Annotated in this window: 1 protein-coding gene; it reads right to left on the bottom strand. The window is 47.8% G+C overall.

Annotated elements, in window-relative coordinates:
- The coding region (guaB, locus tag B3M90_RS00095; RefSeq protein ID WP_290781996.1) for an IMP dehydrogenase at positions 1-974 on the bottom strand (974 nt) is incomplete at both ends.

The raw sequence follows: 974 nt of genomic DNA, 5'->3' as shown, positions 1-974 counted from the left end.
ATGAACTGTGTCTCTTCACGCAATTCTTCTAACGTCGCAGCACCACAGTATCCCATACCTGAACGAATACCACCGACGAGTTGGTACACTGAGTCACCGAGTTTACCACGGTAAGCGACCCTTCCTTCGATTCCTTCTGGAACGAACTTCTTGTCTGCTTCTTGGAAGTAACGGTCTTGGCTACCGCGTTTCATCGATGCTTCAGAACCCATACCACGGTACGTCTTGAATTGACGTCCTTGATAGATCTCCATCTCACCTGGGCTCTCTTCTACTCCTGCAAGCAAGCTTCCGAGCATGACAGCGTGACCACCAGCAGCAAGTGCTTTCACGATATCCCCAGAGTACTTAATGCCACCGTCAGCGATAATCGAAACGCCGTGTTTTCGTGCTTCTGTCGCACAATCGAAGACGGCTGTGATTTGTGGTACACCGACACCTGCGACAACACGTGTCGTACAAATCGAACCAGGTCCAATACCGACTTTAATGACAGAGGCACCGGCTTCAATCAAATCGCGTGTTGCTTCTGCAGTCGCAACGTTGCCTGCAATGATTGGTAAGTTTGGATATTCTTCACGTAATTCACGTACCTTGACGAGAACACCTTCTGAGTGACCGTGAGCTGTATCGACGACGAGTGCATCAACACCTGCATCGACCAGGAACTTCGCACGTGTTGAAGCGTCTTTCGTCACACCGACAGCTGCTGCGACAAGTAAACGACCGAATTGATCTTTCGCAGCATGTGGATACTGTTCGACTTTTTCGATATCTTTTGTCGTGATTAATCCTTTTAACACACCGTTCTCATCAACGAGTGGTAACTTTTCGATGCGATGCTTATGGAGAATCTGTTCTGCTTCTGCGAGGGACGTACCAACTTTTGCTGTCACGAGTTCTTCTGTTGTCATTACTGTTTCAATGACAGTCGAATAATCCTTAACGAAACGAAGATCACGGTTCGTCAAAAT

It is taken from the genome of Exiguobacterium sp. UBA6309 (assembly GCF_002439205.1).
GTDB lineage: Bacteria > Bacillota > Bacilli > Exiguobacteriales > Exiguobacteriaceae > Exiguobacterium_A.
Note: the sequence above shows the minus strand (reverse complement) of the source record. Positions and strands in the feature narration are given on the sequence as shown.